Consider the following 26,914-nt stretch of genomic DNA (forward strand, 5'->3'; position numbering starts at 1 on the left):
GGTGAAGATTCGAACATCAGGTGCCTGAGTTGGACCAGGCACCTGATGTTTGTTGCATCCACAGCATAAGGATGATGTGAATAGTCTTCGTTCAATGACCAACAAGAAAGGGGGGATATTCATTCATCGGTCGAAACAAGCTGCAGAGGCTACACCTGTGATCATACGATTAACGGATTATGGGGCTCAGCCAGATTCGGAGCAGGATACTCAGCCTGCCATGACTCATGCCATTCAGGCGGTTTCTCAAATCTCCGGACCAGTGGTGCTGGACTGTGCTCAAGGGAGGTATCATTTTTATCCGCATGAGGCCGTTCAGGCTCCTTATTACATTTCAAATACGGCCAGTGAGGAAGAGAACCCGGATATCACTAAGACGATTGGCTTGTGGTTGAAAGGTCTGGATGGACTGAAACTGGAAGGCAACGACTCATTGTTTATTTTCCACGGGAAGCAGACGATGCTGGTTCTGGACGGTTGCACCAGTGTGGAAATATGCAATCTGCGTATTGACTATGACCAGCCAACGGTGACCGAGATGACGATTGTAGACAGGGGAAGCAGCTATTTTGATGCCAGGGTTCATCCGGATTCCCGGTATGAGATCCTTAACGGACAACTGGCCTGGGTCGGAGAGGGTTGGAGCTTTATGAACGGGCCGATGCAGACCTATGATCCCTTGCGTAATACAACATGGAGAATAGACAACTGGCTGGAGCAGGCGAAAAATGTTGAGGAGATCGAGCCGAGGCTGCTTCGTTTTCATTTTGATTTCTCCCCTGATGTTGGCCTGGGTCATGTCCTGCAAAACCGGGATGGGCTTCGTGACCAGGTGGGTGTATTTATCACCGAATGCTCAGACGTCACCTTTGCAAATGTCGGTCTGCATTTCATGCATGGACTTGGTGTTGTGAGCCAATTCAGTCGTAATCTTACTTTTCGCCGAATGAATATGACTCCTCGTACCAAAACCCGAAGAACGGTTGCCGGCTTCGCCGATTTTCTTCATCTGTCCAGCTGTGGAGGCAAGGTCGTGGTGGAGGACAGCCGTTTGATAGGTTCACACGATGATTCCATTAATGTGCATGGGACTTATCTTCGTATCATCCAGCGAGTGGGGAAGAATTCCGTAAAAGTCCGTTTCATGCATCCCCAGACGTATGGTCTCCCTGCGTTTTACCCAGGGGACGAGATCGAGTTTGTTCGTGCTGGCTCTCTTACCACCTATGCAGCGAACCAAGTGGTAGGAGTCCAACGTCTGACTGCGCGCGAGTTCATTTTGACTCTTGCCCATGATCTTCCGGAAGATATAGGCAGCCAGGATGTGATTGAGAACATCACCTGGACACCTGAGGTAGAGATTGTGAATAACTATTTTGCCAGGGTCCCGACTCGGGGCATTCTGGTAACCACCCGGCGTAAAGTATGGATTGCTAACAATGTGTTCGAACGGATGCACATGAGTGCTATTTTGATCGCGGCGGATGCCAAGTCATGGTATGAGTCGGGGAGGGCAGAAGATGTGACCATTACAGGCAATCATTTCATTGAATGCGGGAGCGAGGAATACCCGGTTATCTCCATTGCACCGGAAAACGAAGAGATGGATGAGGGTTTACCCGTTCACAAGCAGGTGATTATTCAGAACAATCAATTCCAGACGTGCAGCAACGTTATGCTCTTGTGTGCCAAGAGTACCTCCGGACTAGTCTTCACATCGAATAAAATCGTTCGTGCTGGCGGAGTGGATCTGCGGTCCTGCATTGAAGACTTCGTCCATGTCACCGCTTGCACTGAAGCTGATATTCAAGGCAATACAGTCAGTAGCAATACCAAAACGGAATGAGGGAGAGAACCTATGAAACTTCAATATGACAAACCCGCCAGTGTATGGACGGAGGGGCTTCCCATTGGTAATGGTCGTCTCGGTGGCATGATTTTTGGAGGAGTAGAGCAGGAGAAAATCAGTCTGAACGAGGACACTTTATGGTCGGGCTATCCTACGGACGGTAATAATCCGGGCGCGAAGGAGGTTTTGTCGAAGGTTCGCAAGCTGATACAGGAGAGACGCTACCAAGAGGCAGATACGCTGACGAGAGAGATGCAGGGACCCTATACGCAATCCTACTTGCCCTTCGGAGATTTGCTTCTTCGTTTTGAGCATGGGGCGATTCATCATTCCTACAAACGGACGCTGGATATAGAACAGGCACTGCACAGCGTTGAATACCAGGTTGGGAACGTCACCTACAAGCGTGAGATGTTTGCTTCGAATCCCCATCAGGTGATTGTGCTGCGTCTGACCGCAAGTGTACAGGGGAAACTCCATGTGCATACCGCTCTGGACAGCCCGCTTCGGCACACACTTCAAGTAAAGGAAGATCGCTTCGTATTATCAGGTACCGCTCCGGAACATGTGGATCCCAGCTATGTTGCAAGCGATAATCCCATTAGATACGGTGAACCGGAAGCCGGGAAGGGCATGGTTTTCGAAGGACAGCTGGCCGTGATAACAGAGGATGGACAGGTGATTGTGGATAGTCAAGGCATTCATCTGTTGGGGGCAACCGCTGCCACCTTCTATTTCAGTGCAGCTACAAGTTTCAATGGCTATGACAACATGCCTGAAGGGGAGGGAAGAGAGGTCACAGGGATGAATAATTCACGACTGAACATGGCGACAGTCCAGCCATATATAAGTCTGCGTGACGCCCATATCTCGGATTATCGCTCCCTGTTTGACAGAGTGAAACTGCACCTCGGTACGCCGATCGCCCCGGAAGGGATGTCGACAAGCCAGCGGATTACGACCTATGCGGCAGAAGATCCGGGACTTGTGGAGCTGCTCTTTCAATACGGACGCTACTTGCTGATCTCAAGTTCTCGACCTGGTACACAGGCCGCCAATCTTCAGGGAATATGGAATGCACTCACCCGCCCGCCATGGAGCAGCAATTATACCTTGAACATTAACACGGAGATGAACTATTGGCCGGCTGAGGTCTGTAATTTGGCGGAGTGCCATATGCCTCTGCTGGATCTGATCGGTAATCTGGCAGAGAAAGGTACTGAGACTGCACAGGTTAACTATGGTACCCGTGGCTGGGCGGCTCATCATAACTCGGATCTATGGGCGCATACAGCCCCGGTTGGAAATTACGGAGGTGGAGATCCAAGCTGGGCATATTGGCCAATGGGTGGCGTATGGCTGACTCAGCACTTATGGGAGCATTACGCCTTTAACAGAGACGAAGCGTATTTGAGAACAACTGCCTATCCGATCATGAAGGAGGCGGCACTCTTTGCACTTGATTGGCTTATCGACGATGGAAGCGGAAATTGGACTACAGCCCCATCCACTTCTCCAGAGCATAAATTTCGCACAGCGGAAGGTGTAGCAGCAGTCAGCTCGGGTTCAACGATGGATATTTCCCTGATCTGGGAGTTGTTCACGAATTGCATGGAAGCCGCGGAACGACTTGGAACAGACATGGAATTCAGGGAGGAGCTGGAGCGTGCACGAGAACGCCTGCAGCCGCTGCAAGTCGGTAAGTATGGTCAGCTTCAGGAATGGTCGGAGGATTTCGAAGATGAGGATACCTACCACCGGCATACGTCGCACCTTGTAGGCGTATATCCTGGACGGCAGTTGTCCGAGGAGGAAACGCCGGAATGGTTTGCCGCGGCAAGAACTTCACTGGAGCGTCGCGGAGACGAAAGTACAGGCTGGAGCCTGGGCTGGCGTGTTGCTCTCTGGAGTCGGTTCCGGGATGGTAACCGTTCCCTGCGACTGCTCTCCAACATGCTCCGTCTGGTTCAGGACGGGGACACGGAGCAGTACAACCACGGCGGAGTATACGCCAATCTGCTTGGCGCGCATCCACCATTTCAGATTGACGGTAATTTCGCAGCATCAGCCGGCATTGCCGAGATGCTGGTGCAGTCTCACCTTTCGTATCTTGAATTGCTTCCGGCCCTACCGGATTCGTGGCAGAAGGGCTGCGTATCCGGGCTGCGTGCCCGAGGTGGTTTTGAAGTTAGCATCTGGTGGGAAAGCGGACAGCTCGCCGAAGCGCAGATCACCTCTACGCTGGGTACGGATTGTGTACTTCGTAGTGTTGTCCCGCTCATCGTAACTTCGAACGGCACTCGGTTGGATGCGATCCGCATCAATGCCTCGACACTGAAATTTCCGACATCAGCTGGCCAAACGTACAGTATTGCAGTGGAGGGTGACCAGTAAACATTTTGCCAGGAAGTGTGTTAAATCGCGATATGGATCGGAAGATCGGTGCATGGATTACGGTCTGTCCTGTCTTTATAATGAGGGCAGACTTGGGGGAGGGAACGACCGCTCCTGCCAACCAACCATGCAACCTCGAGGAGGCATATGATGCTAACGAACGATACAGCCGTTGAAGTGCAGCAGAATGACACACGGATCCAAGTGAGTAACGGCCATGTAAATCTGGAGATTCATCTTGAAAATGGTGAGGCTTCGTGCAATGACAACCGCGCTTGTCTTGTTAACTATTTTCGCAGTGCTTTTCGCTGGCAAGGTCGGGAATATAGCACGGAACACTACGAGAGACATGAGATGAAAAGCAAGGAAGCCATTGTCCGGGAAGGATTCGGCAAAGGAGTGCACTTGGTAATCCTGCACCAGTCGTCCAAGCTTCCCCAATTAGAACAGCATTTTTATGTATACGAGTCTGTACCATTTGTGTTAGTACAGAGCACAATCCAAAGTGATAAAGAGATCAAGGTCAATCGCTTCGCGGTCGTTCAATCCAAACAGGTATCACTTAACGCAGGAAATCAACAGGAAAGGCTCAGCATCCTGCGGATTCCTTATGATAACGACAAATGGGTTCGATACACGGTTATCAAACCTCCAGTGGATATCGAAAGCTATGAAGCTGCAGCTGTGTTCGAGCCGAATAGCCGCCGGGGAATGATTCTGGGATCACTTACTCACAAGGTATGGAAAACGGGAATCCGGTTTAAAAGTGAGAATAGCGGCCGCATCGAAGAGCTGGATCTCTATGGCGGAGCTGTCAGTGAGCTGACCCGCGATTCCCAGCCGCATGGATATGTGACAGGAAAAATCATTGAATCACCACTCGCATTCATCGGATTTTACGAAGATTATAGAGATGGACTCGAAGCTTACGGCCGTGCTAACACCTGGGTGGAGGCTCCACTGCCATGGAAGGGCGGCGTTCCGGTCGGCTGGAACAGCTGGTCTGCAGCGATGAGTACACTCGATTATGACTTGTATACGTCGACTAGTGATTTTTTGAAGAAGGAAGTACAGCCTGTGGGTTTCCAGAACGAAGAGACCTTATACGTTAACTTTGATGCCTTCTGGGACAACTTTACACCTGAACAGATGAAAGAAGCGCTGGAACGGGTACGGCAAAATGGACACCGAGCCGGAACGTATTGGACGCCATTTACGTTCTGGGGGAGCCCTGAACAGTTCAGCCAAGTCGTGGAAGGGACGGATGGTCAGTATACCTACGGGGATATTCTGCTGAGAGACATGGAAGGCGAGGTTTTGCCGGATGTGGATGGCGGTTTGGCTATAGACCCGACACATCCCGGAAATCTGCTGAGAATGGACTGGTTTGCGAATAAATTCGTCTCGGAAGGATTCGAGTATATTAAGCTGGACTTCCTTGCACATGGCGCCCTTGAAGGGCAGCATTACGACCCCGACATCACAACAGGGATTGCAGCTTATCGCCACGGCATGTTTTATTTACAGCAAAAGCTCTCACCGGAGCCTATTGGCCGCCCGTTCTTCATCAACCTGTCCATTGCGCCGATCTTTCCGTACGCCTTCGCTCACAGTCGCCGCATTTCCTGCGATGTCTTCGGTACGCTTCAGGATACGGAATACCTGTTAAATTCATTGACCCATGGCTGGTGGATGAACAATACGCTGTACCGCTACAATGATCCGGACCATTCCGTGCTGTATAAGAGCTTCAACCAGGAAGTAACTGGCTGGCACGAAGGAAGAAGCCGTCTGACCGCCTCGGTGATTGCGGGTACGGTATTGCTGCTCGGAGATGATTTCCGTCAGGCAGAGGCTGCGGAGCGGGCAAAAGACTGGCTTGCGAATAAGGAAATCATGAACATCGCCCGACTCGGCCGAACGTTCCGTCCGCTGGAAGGAGATTGCGGGAAGCAGGCATCAGACGTATTTGTACTGGAATCGGCAGACGACAAGAGTTTTTATATGGCCGTTTTTAATTTTGATGCTGCGAATGCCGCACATAGAACGGTTTCCCTGGAGAGAGCCGGACTGGATGCAAGTGCCGTGTACAGTTATCAGGATTTATGGGAAGGGGCACAAGGGGAAACCATTGGTCACATGAGCGTAACGCTGGAACCAGCAGAGTCTAAAATTTTTAGATTAACGATGAAAAGAAGCTGACAATCTGCATTAACCTAATAATAGGCGCGCTTTTGTTGGACACAGACAGCGCGCTTTATTTGGGTTTCGGCGATTATAGATTCAGATAATCCATTAGAACAGGAGGGCGTGAAATGGACGATTTTACATTATGGTACTCAACTCCAGCAGTGAATTGGAATCAAGGCTTGCCGCTCGGGAACGGAAGAATGGGAGCTGTGGTCATGGCTGCACCGCAACGTGAAGTGTGGAGCATGAGCGAGGTAACCTACTGGTCCGGTCAAGCAGATCCAGAGCCGACTCCTGCAGGAGGGAAGAGAGCGCTGGAGGAGATGCGGCTTCAGTTCTATTCCGGCAATTATGATGAGGGAGATCGTCTTGCGAAGCGATATTTGCAGCCCGACAAGCAGAATTTTGGCACCAATCTGGGGTTATGCAAGGTTGTCATTCAATTTGCCGAGCAGAGCCCTGACAGAACGCTAGAGGGAAGCTTCCGGCGTGAGCTGGACTTAAACCGTGCGCTGGCCAAGGCTGCCTGGAGGAACAAGGATACAACCGTGTTTCGTGAGGTTTTTGCTTCACATGCTGACGACCTGGTTGTCTCCAGGGTTTGGAGTGATCGCTCTGGCGGCGTATCCTTTTCGCTCAGCCTGGAGGGAGATGCGGGATCGTTCCACAGCTTAACAATGGATGACTGTACATTGAAGTTTGTGGGCCAGGCTACCGAAAATGTCCACAGCAACGGCAGCTGCGGTGTATCGGCCGAAGGGTATGTGAAGATTGTTGTGTCTGGCGGTACGGTTACCGGGAGAGACGGAAGATTGACCGTCCATGGAGCGGATGAGGCCTCCATTTACTTTACGGTCAGTACCGATTATCGCAAAATGGGACCCGAGTGGAAACAGGAGAGCTGCGTAATACTCGATAAGGCACTAGGCAAAGGATATTCCCTTCTGCGAACGGATCACATCGAGGATTACGCAGAGCAGTATAACAAGGTCGACATTCAGCTTGGGATTGCAAGCAAAAGTAATCTGACGACAGATCAGCGCATCCGGCTGCTGGCCCGAGGTGGGGATGATGATCCCCAACTTTTTGCGCTATTTCTGCAATATGGCCGGTATCTGACCATTGCCGGTTCGCGTGCCAATTCTCCGCTTCCTCTTCATCTTCAGGGAATATGGAATGACGGAGAAGCATGCCGTATGGGCTGGAGCTGTGATTATCACCTGGATATCAATACCCAGATGAATTATTATCCGGCAGAGATTACGAACCTGGGAGACAGCCATCTTCCGCTCATGAGGTATGTTGAAGACCTGGCAGCAGCCGGAAAGTCAACGGCACGTAACTTATATGGCAGTGAAGGCTGGGTAGCGCATGTCTTCTCTAACGTCTGGGGATTCACACTTCCCGGCTGGGATACATCGTGGGGGCTGAATGTTACCGGAGGACTGTGGCTCGCCACTCACTTAATGGAGCATTATGAATATAGCCAGGACCGTACTTTTCTGGAAAATACAGCGTATCCTGTGCTCCAAGAAGCCGCAGTATTCTATCTGGATTATATGGACATTCATCCCGAATATGGTTGGCTGGTGACGGGTCCATCCAATTCTCCGGAGAATCATTTCTATCCGGGTACAGCTGGCGGTACTGTGCATCAGCTCTCGATGGGAACGACATTAGATCAGATTCTGGTGCGTGAGCTGTTCGAATTTTGCCTGAAGTCGATTGAACTGCTAGATCGGGACGCGGAGTTCGGTCAACAACTGAAAGAAGCTGTTGATATGCTGCCACCGCTGCAGATTGGGAAGAAAGGACAGCTGCAGGAATGGCTGGAGGACTATGAGGAAGCACAGCCGGAGCATCGACATCTGTCACATCTATTCGCCCTGTATCCGGGGCATCAGATCACGCCTGAGCGGACACCTGAGCTTAGTGCGGCTGCAAGAGTCACGATGCAAAACCGGATGCTGCAAGAGGAACTGGAGGATGTGGAATTTACAGCTGCCCTGTTTGGACTTGGTTTTGCGAGGCTGCATGATGGAGAAATGGCTTACAAACATGTCTCGCATCTGATTAGTGGACTGTGCTTCGATAATTTGTTTACGTATTCCAAGTCAGGCATTGCCGGTGCGGAAACCAATATTTTCGTCATTGACGGAAATTTCGGAGGAACGGCGGTCATTGCGGAGATGCTGTTGCAAAGTTACGCAGGTGAAATTCATCTCTTGCCAGCACTGCCGCAGGTTTGGAGTAAAGGGAAGGTAAACGGGCTAAGAGTCAAAGGCAATGGCGAAGTAGATGCAGTCTGGGAGGATGGGGAGCTGACCTCAGCCACAATCCGTACTTTTACGTCTGGAACATACACCGTATGCAGAGGAGAACGGAGAACAACTTTTCATGCCGAAGCGGGTGGAAGCTACACATTTAATCACGAGCTGGACTTGATCAATCAATGAATCAAGCAAGTAAGCAAGCAATTGTATCATAACCGATCTGGTCGAATGGGAGAGAAAACATATAATAGAGACAGAGACAGCTTAAATGGAGGGGACTTCAATGTACAGTATTTTTCTCGTAGACGACGAAGAGCTCGGGCTTGGTATGATGAGAGATTACATTCGCTGGGAAGAGATGGGGATCTACATTATTGGGACAGCGAGCAACGGCAGAGAGGCTTTGGAGAAGATTGAGGCCCTTCAGCCTGATATTGTACTTACCGATGTACAGATGCCCATTATGAACGGGATTGACCTGGCTCGAAAAATACATGAGTTGTATGATTCCATTCAAGTGATGTTCCTGACGGGACATGATGAATTCCATTATGTGAAATCGGCGCTCCATGTCGGAGCGGTAGGATATTTGCTTAAACCGCTTGATTTGAATGAAATTGAAAGCGTTATTTCGAAGGTGAAACAGCGCTGTGAAGAAGTTGCAATCAAGAAACGTTCCACAGAGGCTGCTAAAGCCACGATTCTAAAGGAACTGTCCTATGAAAAAGATACGACTCGTGCTGCGGAGCTGGCATCCGATTATAGCAGGTTGACCCGTCTGCCCGTGACATCACGGTACGCCTTGGCCTTGTTCAGTATCGATCCCATTGAAGCGGAAGAAGAGCAGCAGAGTCTGGAGGAATGTACCACCCGGCTGGTGTCTTATCTGAATTACTATTTCCAGGCGAAGAATCTGAAGGCTAGCTTTGTTGATTACAAGGAAGGCGAGACAGGACTATTTATGGAAGCAGACCAACAGCCAGGGTATTACGCCTGGGAGGACTTGGCAGTGGCAATGCGAAGTGCACTCGATTTTACGGTGACTGCAGCGGTAGGCGCCGAAGCTGCCGAATTGTCCAATCTCCACGGTTTATATGAGCAAATGCGTGTGATCCTGAACGAACGTTTCTACGAAGGAACGGGAACGATGATCCATGCAGAAGCCGTAACGAATCAATTGTACAGCGAACATATGCCGCCTTTTGAGAAGAATGAATGGTTTGAAGCCATACATCAACTGGATTTTGAGTGGGCAGCACAGAAGCTGCATCAGTATATTGAAGCTCTGGCTGCCATGCGAATCAAGAAGAAGATGACATGTGACTGGTCCATCGATCTCGTCGATGAACTGCTGGAACAGGTGCAGGAGCCCTTTTCGAAGGGGGTTCAGCGAGCAGAGTTATACCACTCCATTTATAATGCATCGACATTGCATGAGATAGAGGGGCTAATTCTGGATGCGGCAGGTCATGCCGTGAATCTGCTGGGAGAGCGATTTATGGATAAAAATGAAAAACTGATTCATAAGGTACGCACCCTCATTGATCAAAATTACAATCATCCGGTTACGATTAACAGCCTGTCTGAACAGGTTTATTTGTCACCTAACTATTTGCGGTCCATTTTCAAGGAAAAGACAGGAATGACCATCCATGATTATTTGACGCGTATCCGGCTTGGCAAAGCAAGGGAGATGCTGGCGGATGGCTCGCTCAAGATTCATGATATTGCTCAGAGAGTAGGCTACGAGAGCACGTCCTACTTCATTTCTCTTTTTCTTAAGAATGAAGGAGTAACGCCGAATGAATACAGGAAATCGATCTGAACGTTTATAAATCGCCTGATTGTTTTGTAAAAGAGAGAAATTCAAATATGAATCGTAACATTGCGATATGGATCATTCCTGTCGCTCTTTTTACAATTAGGCATGTAACCAATATGCAGCCCTTATAACACTGAAAGAACAAAGGAGGATGAGAAACTAAATTATAAATTGAAAGCGATTACAAAAAATGTGATTCACTGCTCTATCATCCATGTAAATCTAACGTTAGCCTAATTATTGAAGTTGGAGGGATGTTATGTTAGAACGAGTCCTGCAAAAATCCTTTATAATCCTTTTGATCTTCTGTCTGGTGACAGGTATCGGTCCAACGGCAGCCATGGTAAGTGCCAGTGAACCTAACAGCTATGAAGCCGAAGCGGATGGGAATACGCTGAGTGGAAATGCGAGTGTATCGGATAGCCCGTCTGCATCGGGGGGGAAGAAGGTCGGAGGTATGTACCAAGGCAGTTCGCTGCAATTCAATAATGTGATCGTAAACGAGTCGGGAAATTATAAAGTTGTCGTTTATTACATTTCGGGTGATCCCCGGCCGTTCAACATAAGTGCCAACGGCGGGGCAAAACAATTCGAAGAACCACCGAAGACTGCGGATTGGGATACCGTAGGCACATATGATGTTACGCTGCCCTTGAACGCAGGGAGTAACTCGATCCTGATCGATGACAACCATTGGTATTCACCTGATATCGACAAAATTGTCATTGCCGGACTGGATGATAATGAGACAGAGCCCGGGAATCCCGGTGAAGAGGAAGACCTGGGCACACCAGGGGATACACATCAATATGGAACGATCTCGGTGACGGATTATACGTACGGTTTTTTCGTGAAAAACGAACATTATGAAGTAACTTATAATACCCAGTCAGGATTGGTTGGTTACAGCTGGGCTGACGGTCAGAAGCTTCGGGGCGTATACAGCAGCATGAAACTCGGTGATGAGTCTCTCGTGCAGAGCAAAGATTATGAGAACCATACTACTGCTGGCGCACCACTGGAATTGGAAGACGGATTCGGCAAAGGAATCGAGCTTTCGTTTGTCCACACATCCGCTAGCAAACCCACGTTGAAGCAGGTATATCGTTTCTATGAAGATAAGGCGTATTTTCTGACCGGTTTAAATGCTATTGGGGAAACGGAGATCCATACGAATTACATGTCCCCGATTACGGTGACCCATGCAGGTGGGGTGGACATTGGTGATAGTTCAGACAATCGTGTACTCACCGTGCCTTTTGACAATGATGCCTGGATTCGGTATAAATCTCAAACGATGAACCGGACAGATACAAGTTATGAAATGACGGCCATCTTCAATAACGCAACACGTAACGGATTGGTGATTGGTTCGGTAACACATGATACCTGGAAAACAGGTATTGATTGGCAAGGATCTGCCAACCAAATTCATGAACTTTCCGTATATGGCGGAGCTGCCACTGATGTGACCAGAGACACCCAGCCGCATGGCAGTCTGACGGGCACGGAGCTGTCCTCGCCGTTGATTATGGTGGGAGGGTTCAGTGATTACCGGACAGGTCTTGAAGAATACGGTAAGGCTAATGCAGTCATCACGCCACCACTGGAATTAAATCCAGAACTTCCGCAAGGCGTTCCCTTTGGCTGGAATAGCTGGGGAGCGTATGGCAGCACACTGTCTTATCAGAACGTTGTGGATGTCTCCAACTATTTTAAGAACAACTTACAGAACTTTAACAACGAGGGCAATGTATTTATCAACATGGATTCCTACTGGGATAACCTGAGCGATGAAGAACTTGCACAGGCTGTATCCGTTATAAAGGGCAACGGTCAGCATGCGGGTATCTATTGGGCACCATTCGTGTATTGGGGAAACAATATGAGCCAGTCGGTGGAAGGTACCAACAACCAATATACGTATGGGGATATCGTGCTTAAGGACTCTACCGGCAAACCGCTGCCAACCCTGGACGGGGCGTATCCCCTGGATGTGACACATCCAGGAGCCAAGATGAGGATGGATTATTTTCTGGATAAGTTCAAAAATCTCGGTTTCACCTACATCAAACTGGATTTTCTGACGCACGGTTCTCTGGAAGGGAAGCATTATGACGAGCAAGTAACCACCGGCATCCAGGCTTACAATCAAGGTATGCGTTATGTGGAAGCGCGACTGGACGGAAAAATGTTCATAAGTGCATCCATTGCACCGATCTTTCCAAGCCAATATGCGCACAGCAGACGCATCTCCTGCGATTCGTACGGCAGCATTAATGAGACAGAATACATGTTAAATTCGCTGACCTACGGCTTCTGGCAAAATGGAACCATATATTCCTATACCGACCCTGACCATCTGGTACTGGCTAAAGCATCAAGGCTGACCGAAGCCCGCAGTCGGGTGAACTCGGGTGTCATTGCGGGAACAGTCATGATGGCTTCCGATGATGTGAATGATCCCAAGGCTCAGGAGTACATGACTGCACTGTACAACAATACGGATGTTCTAAATGTTGCGAGGAAAGGGAAAATATTCAGGCCTCTTGAAGGCAACACCAACGCGAATGCTGCGGATACGTTTGTGTTGAAGGATGGAGATGATTATTACCTTGCCTTATTTAACTACAATGCGACCAGTCCTGTTGAGCGGACGATTAACTTGGAACGCGCAGGGTTGAATGCTGTCCAAACGTATTCGCTCAAAGACCTCTGGACAGGCGAAGTTTCGTCCGTAACGGGTTCATGGTCGGTTACGCTGGAAGCAGCTGAATCAAGATTGGTGAAATTGACGGAAATGCAGGGGACTCCCGGGAATCCGAGCAATCCGGGCAATCCGAGCAACCCGGGGAATCCAGGGAACCCTGGCGTGCCAGGAAACTCAGGAAGCACTGGCAATACTCATGGCAGCAGCATAAATGAGAGCAATGGGAGTCAAGCAAGTGTGACTACAACCCTGTCCATCACAGCAGATATGCTGCAAACGAACAAAGAGTCAGGTCAAGCCGTAGTGGAAATCAAGGCTGACACGCAGGAAGTGCAGTTATCCTCAGCTGTTGTCAAGCAGCTTGGAAACTACGCACTGGTAGTTAAATCGGGCAAGCTAAGCCTTCAAATTCCTGCAGAAGTGCTTCAGCAGCTTATGAAAAAGCTGCCAGAACAGCATCAGGAAGGCAGCATCGTCTCTCTCAAGATGGTTCCACTTGGCAGTAAAGGTAATGAGATCATTGCCGCAGCACAGGACATGACGCAAGCCAAGGTTTCATTGAAGAGTGAAATCTACGAATTCAGTATATCCATTCAGAGCAAAACAGGGTTAAATGAAACACTCTCCAAGTTTGTTAAGCCCGTCGTGTTGAGTCTGCATGCGGCCGAAGGTTTCGATTCTTCTAAAGGTGGCATGTATGCGATTGGAGATAAAGGTAAGCTTGAATTTGTCCGAGGTGAATATGCAGCGAATATGTTGACAGGGGAAATCAGTCCATTCGGCACATACGCTGTATTGGAGCTGGAGCGCTCCTTCACAGATGTCCCTGCTTACCACTGGGCGAGTCCTGTTATTCATGAGTTGACGGCCAAGCTGATTGTTCAAGGTACACATGCAGGCCTGTTTGCACCAGGCCGTGAGGTCACAAGGGCCGAGTTCACTTCAATGCTCGTACATTCCCTGGGACTGACCACAGCCGGGGAAATGGAGTTTCGCGATGTAGCGGCGGATCGCTGGTATGCTGCGCCGATCTCCATCGCGTACAAGGCCGGGATTGTAAGCGGCAAAAGTCGGGATGCCTTCGAACCAGATCTGCCGATTACTCGCGAGGAAATGGCAGTCATGGTAATGAAGGGCTATTCCTTGGGGAAGGCTCAGGAGCCTGTTGATTCCAACGATACCATATTCGGCGATATGAATCTGGTTTCACCATGGGCAGCTGATTCAGTAACTGAAGCAGCCAATCGAGGTCTGATTCAAGGAAACAGACATGCCAAGTTTGAGCCCAAAGGGATCGCATCGCGGGCAGAAGCGGCACAGATCATCTACAATTTGATTTTGAAATAAAACGTCAAGGGCTGCAGAGTAATCCGCAGCCCTATTTCCGTATTTTTGTAGAGAATAGTACGATGGCATTCATGATTGTTATAAAAGGGCATTTTGTGGAAGGATGATTTGCACAGTCGTCCCCGCACCCAATCTGCTGTATACGTGGACACCGTAATTCTCTCCAAACTTCAGTTTAATCCGCCGGTCCACGTTGGAAATACCATACCCCCGTCCTGGTTTGTCTTCAAGTATAGATAGAAGGGTTTCACGCGACATGCCCATCCCGTCATCTATGACGGAGAGGATGATCGAGTCATTTTCGAAGCCCCCCTTGATATGAATATTAAGCGGCCTCTCTTGATTCCAAACGGCATGAATAATCGCATTTTCAACAAATGGCTGGAGAGCAAGCTTAACCGTGGAGTAGGGTAAAATCGCCTGATCAATGGTATAAATGAAATTTAACTGCCCCTTGAATCGGATCAGCTGAATGGCGTTATAGCTTTGGGTTAATTTCAACTCCTCATTGATAGTCAGAACACTTTTTCCTTTGTTCAGAGATATCCGATAAAACTTGGCAAGATTTAATACCATCTCCTGAATTTGCGGATCCTGATGTTTAATCGCGAGAGAAGAGATCGAGCCCAGTGTGTTATACAGAAAATGAGGGTTAATCTGGGCCTGCAAAAGATCGAGCTCGGCTTCCTTGCTCTGCAGTTCTTTTTGATATACCTCGGTGATGAGACTTCTCAACCGGATCGTCATTTGCTGGAACGCGAAGTGAAGCTGTCCAATCTCATCACTGCCCAATTGTTCCTCATGTGTTGGTGTGAAGTCTCCGCGCTCAATCCGGCGAATCATACGGATTAAGGTCCGGATGCGTTTGCTGAACAGTGAAGCCGTAATATAAATGAGCAGCAGAGCCACACCTATAAAGGCAAGTGACACTTTAATCATAAGCTGCGACAGTGATTTGGCATCTTTAATAATACTTTCATAAGGGAAGATGGAGACGGTCTTCCAGCCATTTTTGAGTGTGTTATAGACGGCTAGTGCTTTAACGCCCTGATAGGTCGTGTCGAATCTGCCGGAAAGAGAGTCATCAAACTGTTGGTCAAGCAGTTCCGGCAACCGTGTATTGATTAATTTTTTGTCTGCAGAAGATAGAATAACACCTTGGTCATTCATGATAAAAATGTCTTTGCCTCCGGCTTCCTTCTCCATTAACGAATAGATAACCGACTCGGAAATTTGGAATACCAGCATCCCATACGGATATTGATTGCTATTATTATTCAGCAGTCTCGCAAGGGTAAACATGGCAGGTCCATCCGCCGTTTGCGGGGAGGAGAGGTGAATGATATTACCATACGACTGTTTCAGCTTCTGGACCAGCTCGGTCTCCTCAACTTCGGGTGTAATGGGCTTGATATAGTAGTTATCCTTAGGCAGAGACGGATTGTCCGAATAAATGAATGCGCTATCAAAATCAGGGTAGGCAGCCATAATGGTATCGATGCGATTGCCAATGTAATTATAAACATCCAGATAGGAAGGATCATCCTGATACTCTGTCGTCAGGTAATTGGCAAGTCGATTATCCAGATAAATGGAGGCTGAAATATGTTCATAGCTATCGAGTTTATTCTCCAGGTTTTTGGTGATCTGGGCGGTTGAATTCATCATGTTGATGTACAGCTGTTCCGTCAGCTTGGATTTGGTAAGTTCGAACGAGAAATAAACCAGCAGCATCATCGGGATAATGGTGACCAGCACAAAAACAAGAAAGAGTTTGGATCTGAAGCTTAAATCAACAAAAGGCATGTAAATGTATTTTCGGTAAAATGGACGCATGGAGCAGCCCTCTCTCAATTGAAAGTGTTTACATAGAGTTCATCATAGCAGACCAAATATGGAAATCCAATAACGGTTTTCACCGAAAACATCTTTAAAAAGCGGCATTTATCGGAGAATTGAAGTATGGAAAGCAAGCGCTATCAAAATTAAGATAAAAAGGTAATCAGCTGAATCTGAATCAGGCCAATCATGATGGTATAAAGAAAGGGGAGGGCATCTGATGCATAAGGTAAGCGCTATCAAAACAGTCAGAAGCAATAATCTGATCAGCAGACTAAAAGAACAAAAATGGTTATTCGTGCTTATGCTGCCTGCCTTCGTTGCAACCCTGCTGTTTTCCTACGGTCCCATGTTCGGACTGTACATGGCATTTACGAATTATCAGCCGGGAGGGGAGTCTTTTTTTAGGCAGTTTTTTCATGCAGAGTTTGTAGGCTTCCGGTGGTTTGAATATTTCTTCACAACAGGTGATTTCTATCGGGTTATGCGCAATACACTCGCAACGAGCTTGCTCACACTGTTGTTCGGGTTTCCTGCGCCAATCATCCTTGCGCTTGTCCTGAATGAAGCCAGACAGGGATTTTTCAAGCGTTTTGTACAGACGGTATCCTATTTGCCCCACTTCATCTCGTGGGTTATTGCGGCCAATATTGTCATTACACTCCTGGCTTCAGACGGTATGCTCAATAATATTCTGGTGCTGCTGGGTATTGTGGATGATCCGATCGCTTTCCTGCAAAATGGACCTTTGTTTTGGTGGATTATCGCCTTGTCGAACATGTGGAAAGAGATGGGCTTCAGTGCCATCATGTATCTTGCGGCCATTTCCTCCATTAACCCTGAACTTTATGAAGCTGCGAGGGTAGATGGTGCGAGCAGATTTAAGCAAATGTGGCATATTACTCTGCCGGCTTTGCGTCCAACCATTGTCATACTGGCTATTCTTGCGGTCGGCGGAATTCTGAATGCGGGTTTTGAACAGCAGTATCTCCTGCAAAACAACACTGTACTCGAGTATTCGGAAGTCATCGATATTTATGCCTACAAATACGGCTTGCAGAACAGCATGTTTTCATACGGAGCTGCTGTTGGAATGTTCAAATCTGTCGTTGCTTTCATACTCGTTGTTATTGTGAACCGGATCTCAAGAAAGGTGAATGATCAGGCGTTGTTCTAACCAAGAAGGAAAGGAGTGCTCATGATGTTATTGAACCGATTCGGTGATCGGATATTTAAGTTCTTTGTATATCTCATTCTGGTCCTGGTTTTACTGGTTACATTTCTGCCTTTCTGGAATATACTTGTCCTCTCCTTGAATAGCGCGGAGGATACGGTTCGTGGTGGGGTCTACTTGTGGCCACGCGTGCCAACCTTGGACAGCTACAGCCAGATTTTGAAAGACAGTGAGATTTTGAATGGGTTGTGGGTTACGGTCAAACGAACGCTGATTGGTGCACCGCTCTCGGTGCTGGTTATCACGATGCTGGCGTATCCGCTAAGCCGGCGGAATTTGGTGGGGCGCAAGGGTTGGAATTTGTACTTCATATTCACGATGTATTTTGGCGGTGGATTGATTCCCTATTACATGGTACTCAAAGCGCTGAATATGATTGATACGTTCTCCGTCTTCATTCTGCCCAGTCTGATGAATGTGTTTTACATGATTATTGTACGAACATTCATGGAGCAGCTTCCTCATGAGATTGAGGAATCGGCCAAAGTCGACGGAGCTAATGATCTTACGATTTTTTTCCGAATTGTTATGCCGCTGACCACGCCTGTACTCGCGACAGTGGGATTATTTCAGGCCATTGGACACTGGAACTCCTGGTTTGACTCTTATGCGTTCACGTACAGCTCAGATTTGAAAACCTTGCAAGCTGTACTTGTCAAAATCCTGAGTCAGTTTCAGACCGGTGGGATGATCTCGCAAACGCAGATGCTGGCCAATTCAGCCAAGCGGAATGCTGTTTCGAGTGACACCATACGAATGGCTGCGACGATGGTTGCTACGTTGCCAATCATTCTCGTCTATCCGTTTTTGCAGAAGTATTTTGTCAAAGGCATGACGCTCGGAGCAGTAAAGAGTTAATCATTGCTGGTCTGGCTGCCAGAGAAGAACTCTCGGCGGGCACTCCTGAAAGGGGGGTGATACAGCTTCATTGGTTTGCTCCATTATACACGCAAGTCACTTCATTCATTGGGAGGAATTAGGGTGTCAATGAAAAAGACAAAAAAATGGATGGTTATGGGTATTACTGCTGCATTAGTCGTGGGTTTGCTTGCGGGCTGTTCTTCTAGCGAAGGGACAGATACCGCAGGTACAGATGAGAAAGGGGCTGAACAAGGCCCGATTACGCTGACCTGGTTTGATGGTAATACCAAAGGTGAGCCATTCACTGATGCGGTTGCACAGCAAATCACCGAAAAAACCGGAATAGAGATCTCCATACAGCAGCCGACGGGAAACCCGACGGAGAAGCTGAGCTTGATGCTGGCGAGCGGAGATTACCCCGATGTCGTGGTGATGAGCCGCGGAGATGCCTCACTGGACAAATATATTTCTAGCGGAGCCTTCATTCCGCTTGATGAGTTAATCGAGGAATATGGAGCAGATTTAAAGCAAATGTACGGGGACACGTTGACCAAGACACGTTATACGGACGGCAAAAACTATTATCTGGCAAACTGGTACGGGCTCGACAGTGATCCAGTCTTCGGTATGCTGATGAGGCAAAGCCTGCTGGAGGAGCTTGCTCCTGAGAAAGCGGATGGATCCGAGCCGCTCACGACGGACGAGTTTGAAGCACTGCTTAAACAGTTTAAACAAAAATACAGCACGATTGATGGTAAAGAGTCGGTTCCCATGACGATGAATGGCGAGAATATGGGGGCGAATCTGGGTACCTTCAAGGGCATGTGGGGTCTAAAAACCTATTACGATAATAATGGTAGATTGCAATATGATGTTAAGGATCCTAAGTATCGTGAAATGCTGTTATATATGAACCGTCTATATCGAGAAGGGCTGATTGAGAAGGAATTCGCTATTAGCAAAACGCAAACATGGATTCAGAAGCTCACAACAGGTGCGGTATTCTCCACACCAGGCGCGTACTGGGATCCGGGCAACGGCAATGCCGCATTGAAAAAGGATGGCGGTGAGAAGAATCAATTATTCGCATATAAAGTCGTAGCTCCTGGTGTGGACCCGGCTCAAACGACCTTTGGACCGAGAAGCTCACTTGGGTGGGATGCCATTGCCATAACCAAAAATAATAAACACCCGGAAGAAACGATGAAGCTGTTCAACTATTTGGCGAGTGATGAAGGACAGCACTTGCTCCTATGGGGTAAGGAAGGCGAACAATACACCATGGTGGATGGCAAACGTCAACCTGATCCTGCATTCCTGCAGAGCTTCAAGGATAACTGGGATGAAACGGTGAAAACCAGCGGGGTTCGTAAATGGCTGTGGTTTATCAAAAACGGGTTGGATCCGAACGGACAGCCGTACGACATGGCCGTCAAATATCAGCGCAGCGAAGTGGATGAACTGGCCATCAAGAGCCTGGGCGATTCGGTATGGGATACCGCTGAATATGATAACCTCAATCCGGATGGGGGAACACCGGAAGCTCTGACTGCACAAAAGGTCAAGGATATTATGGACCAAAGCATTACTAGAGCCATTATTGCCCCGACTGAAGCGGAAGCCAATGCCATATTTGACAAAATGCTAGAGGACATGAAAAAGGCAGGGGATGAGAAAGTAGAGGATATTATTAACCAGAAATACGCTCAGCGTATGGAAGTATGGGGAACCAAGTAAGCTGCACGGAATGACGATATTGTGGAGGGCTCTCCTAAGGGAGGGCCTTTTCTTATGCATGGAACAGGCTTTTTTTGTCTAACATATTCCTTCTTCAATGTTCAAATAATGAGGGGAACGAACAAAGGAGGGAACGATGGATGAAAAAGGCCGAACGTAAAGTATGGTCCAGTACATGGACGATTCGTACTGCATGGGTGATGGTGAATATGCTGTTTATTACTTATGGAGTAAACTCGTTTACCTGTAGTGCAGAATCACGGGTCACAGAACCTGCTCAGGCAGCGGTAATGACTTCATCCCAACCACAGCTCAAACGAATGGCGATCATCATTGATGATGCGGGAAACGATATGAAAGGCACGGCGGAAATTTTGGACATGCCAGTCAAGCTGACGCTTGCGGTCATGCCGTTTTTGCCCACCACGAAAAAGGACGCTATTGCTGCACATGAAAAAGGGATGGATGTAATCGTTCACATGCCCATGGAACCCATATCAGGAAGACCTGAATGGCTCGGTCCCGGTGCGATTACATCCAGTCTCACAGACGATGAGGTCCGCGAACGAGTGGAGAAAGCCATTGATGATGTTCCCTACGCCATCGGCATGAACAATCACATGGGCTCCAAAGTTACTTCGGACAAACGAATCATGTCAATTGTGCTTGATGTTTGCCGGGAACGAGGACTGTTTTTTGTAGATAGTCGTACCAATTTCCGTTCGGTCGTGGGTGAACTCGCGGTATCCAAAGGCATGCCTCCGGTCGGTAATGATATTTTTCTGGACGACCGGAATTCGAAGCCGCATATTCGCCATCAGATGGAATTGGCAGCCAAGCGAGCCGTCGAGAAGAATATGTGCGTTGTCATTGGGCATGTTGGTCAGACGGGACTAAACACATCCAGCGTTGTTCGCGATTCCGTCACCCAGCTGAAGGGTGATATAGAGTTTGTTGGCATCGGTGATCTGGTGCGTGAAGTTTGGCACTGGCATGCTGCCCCTACACTACCGACAAATAATAAATAATCCCGTCTGCAATGGACTGGGCAATGCGCTTCTGCTCTGCAGGATCATTCATCATGGCCCGGTCCTCTGCATTGCTCAGAAATCCGGTCTCAACGATAACGGCCGGCTGTTTAATCTGATTCAGCAGGTAGAAAGGCTTGCCCCACACAACACCGCGCCGAGTGCCAAATAGATGGTTTAGCTCGGTCTGGATGGAGTCTGCCAGAAGGTAGCTCCTGCCTTCATTCTGGTAAAGGACAACTGGCCCCCTTGTAGACGATTTTGGACTCCAGTTCCCATGGATGCTGACCACAATATCCGTGCTTACTTCTTCACTGAGACTCTTGCGCTGTGCCAGATCCCTGCGATGGCGGGATCTGCTGTTCAGCCAGCGGTTTTCGTCACTAAGGGCATAATCCCCCAGCCGGTTGATGATGACAGCATATCCTTTGCTGCGAAGCAGGAGGTACACCTTTTGACTGATCGCCAGATTGATGTCTTTTTCAAGCACCCCATGATCAGACGTGCCTCCATCAATACCGCCATGTCCAACATCCAGCAATATAACTGGTGCAGCAAATGCGTGATGCGTGGAACGATAACTGTCACCATCCGTTACAGGGAGCAAGGAAGGACTCACGGATTTTGAGTTGGGATGAGTTGACGGAATAGCCGCGGAGGATACCTGCGCAGATAACACAAGTATAGAATTGAACGCGATCAGCGATGCCACTAACGCAGATAGCAGCTTAACCATGTGTATGCACGCTCCTTTTTCTCATAGGCATCTCCTGCAATAGCGTATTAGGATGGATACCTTTGGCATTAGACTGTGCATTCTTGGTTTTTTCATACTCTCAGCAGAAAAAAATGTTTATGCATGGGCCGTTTTGCACACAATAGATGTATCGTAAGCTTGCGAATTACAGTTGAGCAGTTCACATAAATGCTCAGGTAAAAAAGGAGGCAGAGATGGATGGCCAAAAGTGATGAGCTGGTGAAGTACATTACGCAGCGGGTTGTTCATTTTATGGATACACCGAAGGAAGAGCGAAAAGGGCGTTCCAAGGTAAAAGAGCCCTGGGCGATGAAATGGTTTGGCATGCTCCCCTTTGCCGTATCATTGTGGGTAGGGAAAAAGGAAAAAGCATTAGATCCACGCGGGGAAATGCAGAAGCGAAGCTCTTCTGGCAAATAAACCTGTTCTGTTTAAGTCACAATAAATAAAAAGACGCGTTCCTGATTCGGTGATCAGAGGAAGGCGTCTTATTTGTGTTCGATTGGGACTATTACAAAACTCACGGCTTCACGGCTTGAAAGTATAAAAATGACCGTCGTTCATTAACGTGTCGATCGGAACGAACCGTTTTACGGAAGAATGTCCCCCAATCGCTACATATTCCATTTGCTCCGAACCATCATCCATTCTCCAGATCTGATATCCGGTAACAGGAAGAGGGCCTCCATATAATACATTGCGCTCATCTGCCGAAAAGACAACGGCCTGATGGTTTTTCCACTGCTGTATCAACGGCTGTAAACTTGTTACAGGGACGGCTTCTGAAGTAATCCACAAGAGATTATCGGCAGGATCAAAATCCGGTTGCACGTAGATCGGATCCGCTGAAAAGGCTGGAATCTTGGGCAACTCATCTGTTCTGGATTGGAGTTGTACAGACAAGGATAGCGTAGGAGAAGGCGGCCAAGTATGTTCAACCCGAGATTCACGCTCCATGGCCTTTACAGCACCATTCGGTAAAGTGTCACCGTTGGTTGCATCGATATAGATGGTGCCAGCACCGGATTGCTCTACTTTCCAATAGGCAAGAAGAGGGGAGGCATAACGTAACTGGATGTCTTCTGCATGTGACAATTCTTCCAGATTCAGATGATGTCGTTGAAGAGATTGCAGCAGCAGAGAGAGGTCATATGGATTGTGTTCTCCCTGTCCGTACTCGCTTAGCTGCAGGTTCCCTGTACGGTTAGCTGTAATGATCATATATCCAACAGATATTCCATCAATATGAGCGTTTACAAGCCAGCTGTGTGTTCCGGGACCAAGAGGCGTAAAGTCTAGCTGCGCCTGGTTCCAGCCTTGGTCCATTTTTTGTAAGGAGCCCAAGGCCTTGACCTGTTGAAGAGCAAACTGCTGAACAACAGCAGGAGCAAACTTGTCAGATGCATGGGAAGCATCGCTTTTTGCCGTCGTTAGCTGGTAGGAAAGTTCTGTGGTGGCTGCTTGCAAATCAAAGACATCTTCTGCCTGCAATGTTGTGGACAACGTAGTTAAACCCAAAAGGCACATGACACCCACGCCTGCTGCCCGGCGGATGACAAGCCATGGCCTATGGAAGATTTGGTTCATAATTAACACCTTCTTTTTCTGGAGTACATTATGACGAACAGGGACGATTATTCGCTGCACGATCACTTCTAGGTTCATTCTAGTGGACAAGCCATGCAAAGGTTGCTGCAACCTGTCGGGTGGCTGCTCATGAATAAACACTACTTTTGCCGTCATTTGCTGGAAAAGTAGTGTCTGCGTCTATCTTAAATGAAACATGCCGCTGCTTATGGCCGTGACCTTCACTTTCGGCTCATACTGCCAGATCATTTCTGTCCGGCGGGTTTCGTATTGCAGTTTCATCGCTTCACGGTCCAGAACTGCCTGGCGTGCCTTCTCCTGCTCGGTATCCGTTTCCTCATCCAAAGGGACGGCCTGTTCAGCAGCAAGTTCGGCATCCGCGTGTGTCTCCAATTTAGCCATGCCTGCGGATATTCGATTCACAGGAGGTACACCGGAGTGATCCCCCGCAGTAGACTGAATCCTCATGGCGTTCGTCACGGGCTCTTGCTTGGTGGATGCAGAATTATGACCAACTCCTCCGGAGTTGTCGTCTAACTCAACCTCAGGTGTATCCTCTCTCAGTACGGCTTCATAATAAGCATCAACCACAGCAAGTTCCAGGTCCAGTCGTGTCTTGGCTTGTTCAGCCCAACCATAATCCAGTTCCAGCAGCCGCCTGGTAAGGTGTTTCTCGAGTGCTGCTCCAGCATCCGACAGCGATACCTTGGCTGTCTGGACATGCATGTTCTCAGCCAGCCTTGGGCTGAGGTCTCGTCGGTTCAGCTTGGAACCGAATTGTTCGATAATTTCACCTGTGCGAAGGGAGATGCCAAGAAAATGGAGCTCCTCCCGTTTCAAATCACAGGCGAATTCCACTTTGAAACATACACCAAGCCATGGTTCATATACAGCTGGTGCGGCAGCGCGCAGCTGACGTTTGGGTGCCTGCTCAAACAGGTTCACGAATGCGCCGCCTTCACGGGCTGCCTCGAAGATCTGCTGCAGCCTGCGACTGCCATAGACGACGTCTTCACGCAGGATGCGGCCTGGCCCGAGCTGCGGCAGGGCTGGAGTAATGCCGAAATAGCGGCCAAGAATGGTTTCTTTAGGTGCATCTGCTCCAGAACCAGACCCGGCGCTGCCTGGCCCGACAGGTCCGCTCTGACTTGCAGAGAGCGAGGAAGATGACTGAGCGGCTCTGGCTTCTGCTGCCTCGATGGCTTGCTGATGTGCTGCCGGATCAAATACGAACGTAAAGGACATCGTTTCCGCCGGAGCCCCAGTGCGCTCAACAAATCCCCAATAGTACGGACGGTTGGTTAAAGCCTTGTCGGCTTCCGGCGATAGTTTAACAGTTAGATGCGCAGGAGAACGCTCCATGATCTGGCATTCCATGGCTTCGAGATAGGTTGTCACATAAGCTTGAACTTCTTGGGGTGACATGGTCATGGTCAGCGTCCTCCTTTGCCCAGATCCAGAAGGGAGACGGAGGGCACTTCATCGGCGACTTCACGCTGAATGGAATTCAGCGATTGTCCTAGCGAATCCATTTTCCGGCGAATGTCATCTTCGTTCTGGGATTCGAGCATGATTTTATAGAGACTCTTTTCGATGGATTCCTTTTTCTCCAGGCGTTCCAGAATAACGTCCAGTCCGCCGATGACCATCTCGAACATGTTGATCTTTTCATGCAGCAGATTCAGAATATGTTCTTCAATTGTGCCTGTCGTCGACAGATTATAGATATTGACGTCATTTTGCTGTCCCAGCCGATGTACCCTGCCAATTCGCTGCTCTACACGCATCGGGTTCCAGGGCAGGTCGAAATTAATCATGTGGTGACAAAATTGAAGGTTAATGCCTTCGCCACCAGCTTCGGTTGCGATCATGGCCTGGACACGACCTCGGAACAGGTCCATCATCCAGTCCTTTTTCCCCCGGTTCATGCCGCCACGATATGGAACAGCCGTAAGTCCGTTGTTGCGAAAATAATTCAGCAGATACTCCTGCGTGGCCCGGTATTCGGTGAAGATGATGACTTTCTCATTCATGTTTCGAATCAGTTCCATCGTTTTCTCGGCCTTCGTATTCTCCTTAATGGCCTTGATATGGGCAACCAGATCCCAAATTTTGTCCCGGAGCGGGGAGTCAAGCGGGAGCTTCTTGGACAGATTGACCAACGTAACAAATACTGCATCCCGGCTGCTGCACACTTCCCGCTGCAGCGTAACAAGGGAGAGCATGCTGCTCAGGTTTCCACCAGCCTCCTGATATTGATCTTTAACAAAGGAAGTTACCCCATCATAGAGTGCCTGCTCCTCAGGAGATAGCTGCAAATTCACATTGGAAACATTCCGCTTGGTGAACTGTACTGGTCCTTCACCGCGACGGTTCCGGATCATGACTTTGGACAATTCGTCCTTAAGCTGTTCCTGGTTTTTGGGGATTCGTTTATCCACGACAAAATTGGCACTAAAGTCACCTTGACGACCCAGCTGGCCCGGCTTCAGCAAGTTTATGAGATTGAACAGCTCGCTCATGTCATTTTGTACAGGTGTTGCAGTCAGCAGCAGACAATATTTTTTCCGCAGTTTCAGCATGAATTGATAGTTGGTCGTTTTTTTATTTTTGAGTTTGTGGGCTTCGTCAATAATGATCATGTCATAGTCCGTACTCAGCAAGATGTCCTTATGCGGATCTCGCTTAGCCGTATCCATGGAAGCCACAACCACTTCATTTTGCCAGGAATAGGCTTTTTTCTGTGCAACTGCGGGGATGCCAAACTTTGAATTCAGCTCTCGTACCCATTGAAGAACAAGGGATGCAGGCACGAGAATGAGGACCTTGGATACAAGACCGCGGACCATATATTCTTTCAAAATCAGACCGGCTTCTATGGTTTTTCCCAGACCGACCTCATCGGCAAGAATGGCACGGCCTGACATTTCAAATAATACTTTACGTGCAGTGTCCATCTGGTGCGGAAGCGGCGTCAGTCCCTGCAAATGCTTCAGACACTGTATTTCATCAAAATTGGGAATCAGATTGGTCTCTTCGGCTTGAATACCAAGCTGAAAGAGTCTGTAATCTCCCCAAGGACCGCCTTTATCGAGCCGTGACTCCAATTGGGTCAGCCAGCTGCGATCGAATTCGAGCGGAACGGGCAGTTCTGCTGCAGGTTGATTCATGTGAAGCGGATGTTTCCGGTTCATGGTGATTCCTCCCCTGCCATACATGATGACGTTTTATTCGTAGCTCATAGTATGGACGAATGAGAGGCAGTTCATAACCTACCTCCAAATAA

16 protein-coding genes are annotated in these 26,914 nt (G+C 48.6%); 11 read left to right on the forward strand and 5 right to left on the reverse strand.

All coding sequences use genetic code 11. The features are described from left to right. The first annotated feature begins 157 nt into the window (after nt 1-157). From AC3RCI_RS10285 to AC3RCI_RS10310, 6 genes are all read left to right on the forward strand, one after another. A complete protein-coding gene (locus AC3RCI_RS10285) occupies nt 158-1,846 on the forward strand; it encodes a right-handed parallel beta-helix repeat-containing protein (protein ID WP_492528841.1) in 1,689 nt (562 codons plus the stop codon). Nucleotides 1,847-1,858: 12 nt separating this feature from the next. Then, nucleotides 1,859-4,243, forward strand: coding sequence for a glycoside hydrolase family 95 protein (locus tag AC3RCI_RS10290; RefSeq protein WP_492528843.1), 2,385 nt, complete (start codon nt 1,859-1,861; stop codon nt 4,241-4,243). A gap of 147 nt (nt 4,244-4,390) precedes the next feature. Then, complete coding sequence (locus AC3RCI_RS10295; protein WP_492528845.1) at nt 4,391-6,445, forward strand: alpha-galactosidase; 2,055 nt, start codon at nt 4,391-4,393, stop codon at nt 6,443-6,445. 113 nt (nt 6,446-6,558) lie between these two features. Next, complete coding sequence (locus AC3RCI_RS10300) at nt 6,559-8,889, forward strand: glycoside hydrolase family 95 protein (RefSeq protein WP_492528847.1); 2,331 nt, start codon at nt 6,559-6,561, stop codon at nt 8,887-8,889. A 100-nt stretch (nt 8,890-8,989) separates the two neighbouring features. Next, the gene (locus AC3RCI_RS10305) at nt 8,990-10,531 is read left to right on the forward strand and encodes a response regulator (protein WP_492528849.1); all 1,542 of its coding nucleotides are present in this window, start codon (nt 8,990-8,992) and stop codon (nt 10,529-10,531) included. A 256-nt stretch (nt 10,532-10,787) separates the two neighbouring features. Next, on the forward strand, nt 10,788-14,585 hold the full coding sequence (locus tag AC3RCI_RS10310) for an S-layer homology domain-containing protein (RefSeq protein WP_492528851.1): 3,798 nt from the start codon (nt 10,788-10,790) through the stop codon (nt 14,583-14,585). Between the two features lie 78 nt (nt 14,586-14,663). Here AC3RCI_RS10310 and AC3RCI_RS10315 read toward each other — a convergent pair whose 3' ends face one another. Next, complete coding sequence (locus AC3RCI_RS10315) at nt 14,664-16,421, reverse strand: cache domain-containing sensor histidine kinase (protein WP_492528852.1); 1,758 nt, start codon at nt 16,419-16,421, stop codon at nt 14,664-14,666. Nucleotides 16,422-16,644: 223 nt separating this feature from the next. On the opposite strand from AC3RCI_RS10315, the gene AC3RCI_RS10320 reads away from it, so the two are divergent. The 4 genes from AC3RCI_RS10320 (at nt 16,645) to AC3RCI_RS10335 (ending at nt 21,284) form a co-directional block, all read left to right on the forward strand. Continuing rightward, nucleotides 16,645-17,601, forward strand: coding sequence for an ABC transporter permease (locus tag AC3RCI_RS10320; protein ID WP_095358806.1), 957 nt, complete (start codon nt 16,645-16,647; stop codon nt 17,599-17,601). A 21-nt stretch (nt 17,602-17,622) separates the two neighbouring features. Continuing rightward, complete coding sequence (locus AC3RCI_RS10325; RefSeq protein WP_336779529.1) at nt 17,623-18,516, forward strand: carbohydrate ABC transporter permease; 894 nt, start codon at nt 17,623-17,625, stop codon at nt 18,514-18,516. Nucleotides 18,517-18,645: 129 nt separating this feature from the next. Then, nucleotides 18,646-20,256: an extracellular solute-binding protein gene (locus tag AC3RCI_RS10330; protein ID WP_336779530.1), complete on the forward strand. Its 1,611-nt coding sequence runs from the start codon at nt 18,646-18,648 to the stop codon at nt 20,254-20,256. A gap of 140 nt (nt 20,257-20,396) precedes the next feature. Beyond that, the gene (locus AC3RCI_RS10335; RefSeq protein WP_492528854.1) at nt 20,397-21,284 is read left to right on the forward strand and encodes a divergent polysaccharide deacetylase family protein; all 888 of its coding nucleotides are present in this window, start codon (nt 20,397-20,399) and stop codon (nt 21,282-21,284) included. Here the strand turns inward: AC3RCI_RS10335 and AC3RCI_RS10340 are convergent. Further along, the gene (locus AC3RCI_RS10340; RefSeq protein WP_492473247.1) at nt 21,259-22,020 is read right to left on the reverse strand and encodes an N-acetylmuramoyl-L-alanine amidase; all 762 of its coding nucleotides are present in this window, start codon (nt 22,018-22,020) and stop codon (nt 21,259-21,261) included. The genes AC3RCI_RS10335 and AC3RCI_RS10340 overlap by 26 nt on opposite strands. A gap of 219 nt (nt 22,021-22,239) precedes the next feature. On the opposite strand from AC3RCI_RS10340, the gene AC3RCI_RS10345 reads away from it, so the two are divergent. Continuing rightward, on the forward strand, nt 22,240-22,461 hold the full coding sequence (locus tag AC3RCI_RS10345) for a YqzE family protein (RefSeq protein WP_183521046.1): 222 nt from the start codon (nt 22,240-22,242) through the stop codon (nt 22,459-22,461). Between the two features lie 108 nt (nt 22,462-22,569). Here the strand turns inward: AC3RCI_RS10345 and AC3RCI_RS10350 are convergent, their stop codons facing one another. From AC3RCI_RS10350 to AC3RCI_RS10360, 3 genes are all read right to left on the reverse strand, one after another. Next, complete coding sequence (locus AC3RCI_RS10350) at nt 22,570-23,628, reverse strand: hypothetical protein (RefSeq protein ID WP_492528856.1); 1,059 nt, start codon at nt 23,626-23,628, stop codon at nt 22,570-22,572. Nucleotides 23,629-23,808: 180 nt separating this feature from the next. Continuing rightward, nucleotides 23,809-25,059, reverse strand: coding sequence for a YqhG family protein (locus AC3RCI_RS10355; RefSeq protein WP_492528858.1), 1,251 nt, complete (start codon nt 25,057-25,059; stop codon nt 23,809-23,811). 2 nt (nt 25,060-25,061) lie between these two features. Then, nucleotides 25,062-26,822, reverse strand: coding sequence for a DEAD/DEAH box helicase (locus tag AC3RCI_RS10360; protein ID WP_492528860.1), 1,761 nt, complete (start codon nt 26,820-26,822; stop codon nt 25,062-25,064). Between the last annotated feature and the right edge of the window lie 92 nt (nt 26,823-26,914).

Source organism: Paenibacillus sp. MT124 (assembly GCF_058792755.1).